This is a genomic window from Thiomonas sp. UBA7699 (assembly GCF_002482605.1).
GTDB classification, from domain to species: domain Bacteria; phylum Pseudomonadota; class Gammaproteobacteria; order Burkholderiales; family Burkholderiaceae_C; genus Thiomonas; species Thiomonas arsenitoxydans.
Window position 1 is genome coordinate 1 of the sequence record NZ_DLGH01000012.1, and the last position, 6,870, is coordinate 6,870.

Annotated in this window: 7 protein-coding genes and 3 pseudogenes; 4 read left to right on the forward strand and 6 right to left on the reverse strand. The window is 66.6% G+C overall.

All coding sequences use genetic code 11. The annotated features are described in order from the left end of the window. From B3H47_RS04690 to B3H47_RS04705, 4 genes and pseudogenes are all read left to right on the forward strand, one after another. Positions 1 to 354, forward strand: a pseudogene (locus B3H47_RS04690) (TolC family protein); the annotation flags it as partial. Between the two features lie 19 nt (positions 355 to 373). Continuing rightward, positions 374 to 838, forward strand: coding sequence for a multicopper oxidase domain-containing protein (locus tag B3H47_RS04695; protein ID WP_414718227.1), 465 nt, complete (start codon positions 374 to 376; stop codon positions 836 to 838). Continuing rightward, positions 805 to 1,965, forward strand: a pseudogene (locus tag B3H47_RS04700) (multicopper oxidase family protein); the annotation flags it as partial. The gene B3H47_RS04695 and the pseudogene B3H47_RS04700, both read left to right, overlap by 34 nt. 60 nt (positions 1,966 to 2,025) lie before the next feature. After that, positions 2,026 to 2,412 (forward strand): copper-binding protein, encoded by a 387-nt coding sequence (locus B3H47_RS04705; RefSeq protein WP_156053278.1) that lies wholly within the window; start codon positions 2,026 to 2,028, stop codon positions 2,410 to 2,412. Positions 2,413 to 2,467: 55 nt separating this feature from the next. Here B3H47_RS04705 and B3H47_RS04710 read toward each other — a convergent pair whose 3' ends face one another. The 6 genes and pseudogenes from B3H47_RS04710 to B3H47_RS04735 form a co-directional block, all read right to left on the reverse strand. Beyond that, positions 2,468 to 2,920: a tetratricopeptide repeat protein gene (locus B3H47_RS04710; protein WP_156053279.1), complete on the reverse strand. Its 453-nt coding sequence runs from the start codon at positions 2,918 to 2,920 to the stop codon at positions 2,468 to 2,470. A 389-nt stretch (positions 2,921 to 3,309) separates the two neighbouring features. Continuing rightward, positions 3,310 to 3,555, reverse strand: a complete 246-nt coding sequence (locus B3H47_RS04715; RefSeq protein WP_023082476.1) for a DUF2274 domain-containing protein — start codon at positions 3,553 to 3,555, stop codon at positions 3,310 to 3,312. Next, on the reverse strand, positions 3,552 to 4,820 hold the full coding sequence (locus B3H47_RS04720) for a TrbI/VirB10 family protein (protein ID WP_057381819.1): 1,269 nt from the start codon (positions 4,818 to 4,820) through the stop codon (positions 3,552 to 3,554). Before B3H47_RS04720 ends, B3H47_RS04715 begins: the two co-directional genes overlap by 4 nt. 2 nt (positions 4,821 to 4,822) lie before the next feature. Beyond that, positions 4,823 to 5,815 carry a P-type conjugative transfer protein TrbG gene (gene trbG / locus B3H47_RS04725; protein WP_033045704.1) on the reverse strand — a complete coding sequence of 331 codons (993 nt, stop codon included), beginning with the start codon at positions 5,813 to 5,815 and terminating at the stop codon, positions 4,823 to 4,825. Further along, on the reverse strand, positions 5,812 to 6,516 hold the full coding sequence (gene trbF / locus B3H47_RS04730; protein WP_057381818.1) for a conjugal transfer protein TrbF: 705 nt from the start codon (positions 6,514 to 6,516) through the stop codon (positions 5,812 to 5,814). Before trbF ends, trbG begins: the two co-directional genes overlap by 4 nt. A 30-nt stretch (positions 6,517 to 6,546) precedes the next feature. Continuing rightward, positions 6,547 to 6,870 (reverse strand): annotated as a pseudogene (locus B3H47_RS04735) (P-type conjugative transfer protein TrbL); the annotation flags it as partial.

Here is a 6,870-nt window from a genome sequence, read left to right on the forward strand (position 1 = left end):
AACCGCGCCATCGCCACCGCGCGCCGCGCCGCCTCGCAACTGCGCGAGGCCGACGCCCTGCGCGGCAGCGCCTGGCAACAGCAGCGCCTCAGCCGCGAGCAGATCGTGCCCCTGGCGCTGACCGTGCTCGATGAGAGCCAGCTTCGCTACAACGGCATGCTCATCGGCACCTTTCAGCTCGTCGCCGCCGCGCAGACGCAGGTGCAGGCGGTGCGAGAGGCCATCTCCGCGCAGCGCAATTACTGGCTGGCCGACGCCGCCTGGCAAGCCGCCCAGCTTGGCGTGGACGCAGGCCCGGGCGCCCTGCCCGACTCCACTTCTTCCAACGCCGCCCCGGCCGTCTCCAGCCACTGACCCACAGGACTTTCACAGCATGAATACCCGACGCCATTTTCTCGGCGCTGCCGCGGCCCTCGTCGCCGCAGGCGCCGCCAGCCGCAACGCCCTGGCCGCCGCACCCGAACCCCATCAATACAGCAGCGCCGATACCGCAGCCCCGCTGCATCCCCACGCCGGCCGGCCCTACAACCCGGTCGTCACCCTCAACGGCTGGAGCCTGCCCTTTCGCATGAAAGACGGCGTGAAGGAATTTCACCTCGTCGCCGAACCCGTGGTGCGCGAAATCTCGCCCGGCATGACGGCCAAGCTCTGGGGCTACAACGGCTCCAGCCCCGGCCCCACCATCGAAGCGGTGGAAGGCGACCGCGTGCGCCTGTTCGTTACCAACAAGCTGCCCGAGCACACCACGGTGCACTGGCACGGCCTCATCCTGCCCAACGGCATGGACGGCGNNACGGGGACTGGAAGGAATTCCACTTGGTGGCGGAACCGGTGGTGAGGGAAATTGCGCCGGGAATGAAGGCGCATCTTTGGGGTTACAACGGGCAATCGCCGGGGCCCACCATCGAAACGGTTGAGGGCGACAAGGTCCGGATCTTCGTCACCAACAAGCTGCCGGAACACACCACCATCCATTGGCACGGCATGCCGGTGCCCAACGGGATGGACGGCGTTGGCGGGCTCACGCAGCCGCAGATCAAACCCGGCCAGACCTTCGTCTATGAATTCGAGCTGCGCAAAAGCGGCACCTTCATGTACCACCCGCACGCCGACGAAATGGTGCAGATGGCCATGGGCGCGATGGGCCTGTTCATCGTCCACCCCAAAAACCCGCGGCAGATGGCGGTCGATCGCGACTACGCCTTTCTCATCAACGCCTACGACATCGATCCCGGGTCGAGCGTGCCCAAGGTCAACACCATGCTCGACTTCAACCTCTGGACCTGGAACAGCCGCGCCTTTCCCGGCATCGCCCCGCTGGTGGCGCGCACCGGCGAGCGCGTGCGCATCCGCATGGGCAACCTCACCATGACCAACCACCCCATCCACCTGCACGGCCATGTGTTCGAAGTGGCGGGCACCGATGGCGGCTGGGTGCCCAAGAGCGCGCGCTGGCCCGAAGTGACGGTGGACATTGCCGTGGGGCAGATGCGCGCCATCGAGTTCATCGCCGACAACCCTGGCGACTGGGCCTTCCACTGCCACAAATCGCACCACACCATGAACGCCATGGGCCACAGCGTGCCGACGATGATCGGCGTGCAGCAGGACGACCTCACCCCCGCGTTGCAAAAGCTGCTGCCCGACTACATGGCCATGGGCAGCCAGGGCATGGCCGAAATGGCCGAGATGGACATGCCCCTGCCCGACAACACCCTGCCCATGATGACCGGGCGCGGCCCTTACGGCTCGGTGGAAATGGGCGGCATGTTCAGCGTGCTCAAAGTGCGCGACGACCTCGCCCACGGCGACTACCGCGACCCTGGCTGGTACCGCATGCCGCCCGGCACCCAAGCCCACGCCGTGCCCACCGCCGATCTGCCGCCCGCGCGCACCGACCCCACCGAACCCCAAGCCACCCAAGACACGCTGCAAGTGCGCAAGCCCCAGCAGCATGCGCATTGACCGCCCTCGCCCTGCCCCTATCCCCTTTTTGTTTCTTCAACCCCTGCAAAGGAACCCACCATGAACAAGTCACTGAAAACCTGCTCCCTTCTCGCCCTGGCCGCAGCACTCTGCACGCCCGCCCTGGCCGCGCCAAGCCACGCTGACCACGACCATTCCACCCCCGAAGGCATGGCGCAACACATGCAGATGATGCAGCCCGCTGCATCCGGCGCGCAAGGCGAACACCAGACCGAAGGTGTAGTGCGCAAAATCGACGCCGCAAGCGGCAAGATCACCCTGCGCCACGGCCCCATCCCCGCGCTGGGCATGGGCGCGATGACCATGAACTACCGGGTGCGCGACAAAGCCCTGCTCGATGGCCTCAAGGTCGGCGACACGGTGGAATTCAGTGCGCAGCAGATCGACGGCGCCTACACCGTCCTCACCCTGAAACGCAAACCTTGATGGGGAGAAATCGCCCGGCCGCCCGCTGTCGCCTGGCCGCGCAGGGCGCCGCCGCTCAGACCTTGGGCGGCTGGCGCCGGTGGCGCATCACCCCGAAGACCAGATAGCCCGAAATCAGCACGAACAGCGCCGCCAGCGCGGCCTGTCCGTAACCCGCGAACCCGGACGGGTTCTTCCACTGGTGCTTGAGCACCTCGTTGGCCAGCGCCTGCACCTGCTCCTGCGGCCCGAAGCTCAAGGTCGGATCGAGGCGACGCGCCAGTTCCAGCTCCTGCTCCGCCAGCGGCCACTTGCCCTCTGCGGCCAGCAGCCGCGCGTCCAGATAGTGCGCCTGCGCCGAATGCGGCTGATCCGCCAGCACCTGCGCGAAGACGTGGTCAGCCTGCGTCAAATGCCCCGCATCCAGCAAGGCAGACGCCTGATCGAGCGTAGCCGCCTGCGCGGTACTCAGGGCCAGCAAAAAGGCGGCGAAAAGAGAGGCGAGGTGTTTTGATTGGATGGTCAGCATGGGAGAGCAGGGCAGAGGAGCCGATGAGCTTTCTACCTTACTACAGGCCAAGAAAGGCGATCGGCAGCGGCGGTTGGTTTCGGCAGCACTGAATCAAAAAAGTTCCGGTGTCAAGCGTCTTGTGAAAACAGCCTGATGGCCGAAAGTCTAAATGGGGCGCGGGTTTAGCTCTACTTTGGGCCGCTTTGCAGGATGGCGGCATCGTGGGCTGGGAGCCACATAGGAGCGTCGCGATAGAAAGCCGGAGCGTGCTGCATCAGAGACGATTGCCAGCAGACGGCGGCCACATTTCATCATCATAGCCCGACCGGCTACCGTCCTCCAGAACGAAGAACGCGCAGCTTCGGGCTGCGCGTTCCAGGGATGGCCGCCAGCGGAAACCGGCATCATCAGCTCGGCGTCGGAGGTGCGGCCTTGCCCGCACCTCCCTTCCTGAATCCCCGATCCCCGGCCATGAATGCAGCCAACATATGCGGGATCAGCGTGGCCGCATCGACCATCTCGCCATAGGTCTGCGCGTGCAGCGCCGCGTAGCAGTCGAGGTCGGCTTTCAGGCTGGTCGGGCAGGAAAAGGTCAGCTTCGTCATGTCATGGCGCGGCAAAGGGCCAAGCCGTAGTTTCTTGGTCGTGCTCATCGTGAAGTCCCCCTGTTGAAGAAAAGCGGCTGGTATGGCCGCAGCACCAGATCGCGGTTGACGATGATGCGTACCGGCAAGCCGGGGCGCTGGGTCAAGGTGGGCTGGATGTTGAGGTTGCGCCGGGTCATCTCCTGGCCGACCTGATTGATGCTGTCCTGAGCGCTGTCGCGCCCGGCGATGATGATGCGGTCGCCGTCCTGCCGGTTCTCTGGCGCGGCCAGTTCGGCGCCGACGCCCAGCAGTGTGGTCAGCGCCGCACCGGCGAAGATGCGGCCCCAGTGGTAGTCCACATCGTCTTCCAGGCCGGCATAGCCGGCCGGGTCGGTGCCGACCAGGTTGTCGAGCGTGAGCGAAGACGTGTCCGGCAGGATGATCCGGTTCCAGACAACTTGAACCCGGCTCTGCCCGTAGCTGACCTGGCTGTTGTAGCGCCCGAGGATGCGCGATCCCTGCGGGATCAGCAGGAACTTGCCGGTGGCCGTGTCATAGACCGGCTCCGTGACCGTGGCGATCACGTCGCCCGGCAAGTCCGACTTGATGCCCGTCACCAAGGCACCTACGATCACCGTTCCGGCCATGACCTGGTACGGCGAAGCCGGCAGGGTCAGGTTGCCGGAATTACGGGGTTCCGTGGAACCGCCTTTCAGGAAAGCCTCCTTCTGGTCTTGCCGGTTCTGCACGGTGGTCGGGTCGGCAGGCTGGGCCGCCGTCGAGGCCGGCCCGGCGGCCATCGGGTCGAACGCCGCATTGGCGGCGAAGCCTGGCGCGGCAGTGACCTGCGACTGCGCGACCGGCGCGGCCGCCTGCGCACCCGAACGGAAGAACACGGGCGAAGCCGCGGCCGCGTCGGCTTCCTTGCGCAGCGCATCGTTGGGGTCATGGCCGGGGGCCGCGTAGGCGGCTGTCACCGGCTGCTGCGACTTCACGATGGCCGGGCCGAGATCGCCCGGCAGCGGCGGCCCCAGCTCGGGAACGGCGGGTAGCAGCTTCGAGTAATCCGCCGGCAGCGCATCCAGTCCTTCCGACTTCGACACGCGATCCACGTTGTAAAGCTCGGTCTGTTCGCTCGCACCGCGCCGCTGCGGTTGCAGCGACCACATCAGCGCGCCGAGCACGGCGACCGACAAGCCACCGGCGAGGATGGCCAGCCTGCGCCGGTTAAGTCGCGTGACCGGGCGCGGCTGCGCGCGCAGCGCCACCGCCTCGGGCGCGATCTTGCCCGCCTGTGGCGCGGCGAGGTCGGGAGTGTCGTCCTGGCTCATGGTCAGTTCCTCCGAGCCACACCATCGGTGCGCTCGATGCGCACCACGTCGCCGCCATCGCCGCCCAGGCGCAGTTCAGCCGCGCCGAACAGCCGATCCACGATGTAGTACGGCGAACGGAAACGGTAGTTCACCAGTTGCCCGTCACCCTGCGCGCCGATGACGAACAGCGGCGGCAGCTCGCCTTGCGCGATGCCCGGCGGGAACTGGATATAGACCTTCTTGCCGTCATCGAAGGCACGCAGCGGTTTCCACGGCGGATTGCTACCGCTGACCGCGTAGCGGAAGCGGATCTTCTCCAGCGACAAGCCGGCATCGACTGGCGCAGCGGCGTTGGCCGCCTGCGACTGGCGCTGCAAGGCCAGCATCCGGTCTTTCGGGTAGTCCCAGGACACCGACGCCATCCATGCCTTTTCCGTCGAGGTCAGCTCCAGCAGGTACGTCCGGCGGCTGGTGGTGATGACAAGATTGGTTTTGAGGCCCGAACGGATGGGCTTGACCAGCACATTGACGCGCAGCGCATCGCCGCTGCCGCTGGACGTGTCGCCGACGATCCAGCGCACGGTATCGCCTGCTGCAACAGTCACCAGTTCTTCGCCTGGCTGGAGCGAAACCACGGTCACGCGCCCCGGCGCGGCATAGACCTGATAGAGCGCGCCATCGGTGAAGGGCCACACCTGAATCGCATTGACGTAGCCCTCGTGGGTCGGCGCCATGCGTGCCTCGGCATTGGCGCGCGAGACGCGCACCTTCTCGTCGGCCGGCTCCGGCGTGGCCGGGGCCGTGTCTGCCTCGGGCAGCGCCTTCAACTGCGCGGGCAGCGCCAGCGGTTCGGGCACGGCGACGACTTCGACGGGCTTGGGCGGTTCCGGCAGCGGTTGTGCTTGCACCGGCTCATCGAGCGAAATGGTCGGCGGTGGTTTTCCCTGCGTGGCGCAACCCGCCAGGACAAGAAGCATCAACGGTAAAGCGTAAAAGCGGAAAGACAGGTTCATGGCTTGGCTCCTTCGGAAGAATCCAGTTCGCGGCTCCACGACAGGCCATTGACGTAGATACCCAGCGGGTTCTTGCGCAGGCGCTGTTCGGTGCGCGGGGTTTGTAGGACGGTGGAAAGCACGGCGTTCCAGCGTTCGGTGCCGGCGGGCGCGCCGTTGACGAATCGCTGTTCCGTCCAACGCACGTTGAAAGACGTGTCGCTGGCGCGGGTCACGCTGGTGATCTGCACCGTCACCGACTCCTTGCCGATGCGGGCGAATGGGTCGTTCTTGCTGGCGTAGTCGTTGAGCACGGCCGCGCCCTTGTCGGTGGTGTAGTCGTAGGCATCCAGCCAGTTCTGCCGCACCACGATGGGGTCGATGGACAGCGAGCGCACCAGCGTCACGAAGCGCGCCAAGTGGTGCGCGATCTGCGCATCGGCGGGCCGGTATGGCGTGGCGGCTTCGCCGACGGCGCGCACCTGCCCCGACTGATCGACTTCGATGACATAGGGCGTCACGATGGACTGCGCCGAACGCCATACCAGGCCGCCGGCCATCAGTACCGCGAGCGTGAGGCAACCAAAGGCCATGAATCGCCAGTTCTTCGCCTGCACGCGGGCCGCGCCGATGCGGTCGTCCCACACCTGCGCGGCGGATTGGTAAGGGGTGGCAGGCTGCGGCGTGTCGGCATAGCGCACCTGCGGTCGCTTGAATCGCATAGGGGTTCTCCTGTGTGGTCAGGTATCGAGTCATTCATCGGGGCGCAGGCTCGGGCCTTGCCCCGAGCCGCCACCGTCGCCACCGCGCAGCGTGTGGGCGGCGGTGGTCGCGGCATGGGTGATCTGCTGGCGGCGGTGCATCCGCTTGGCCCAAGCAGGTTGCTCCTGCTTCGGTGCGCTGCCCGCGCCTTCGCCTGCGGCGGCCTGGACGGAACCGGCAGCGCCGGCATCCGCGCCGTTCCAGCCAGCACGGAAGGAATCGGCCACCTTCTGCCCGGCAGCGGAAGCGCCGGACGCGGCGCGGCGGCCTGCTGCCTGCGCGCCGGTCTTGGCGACATTGCCGACACCAGCGGC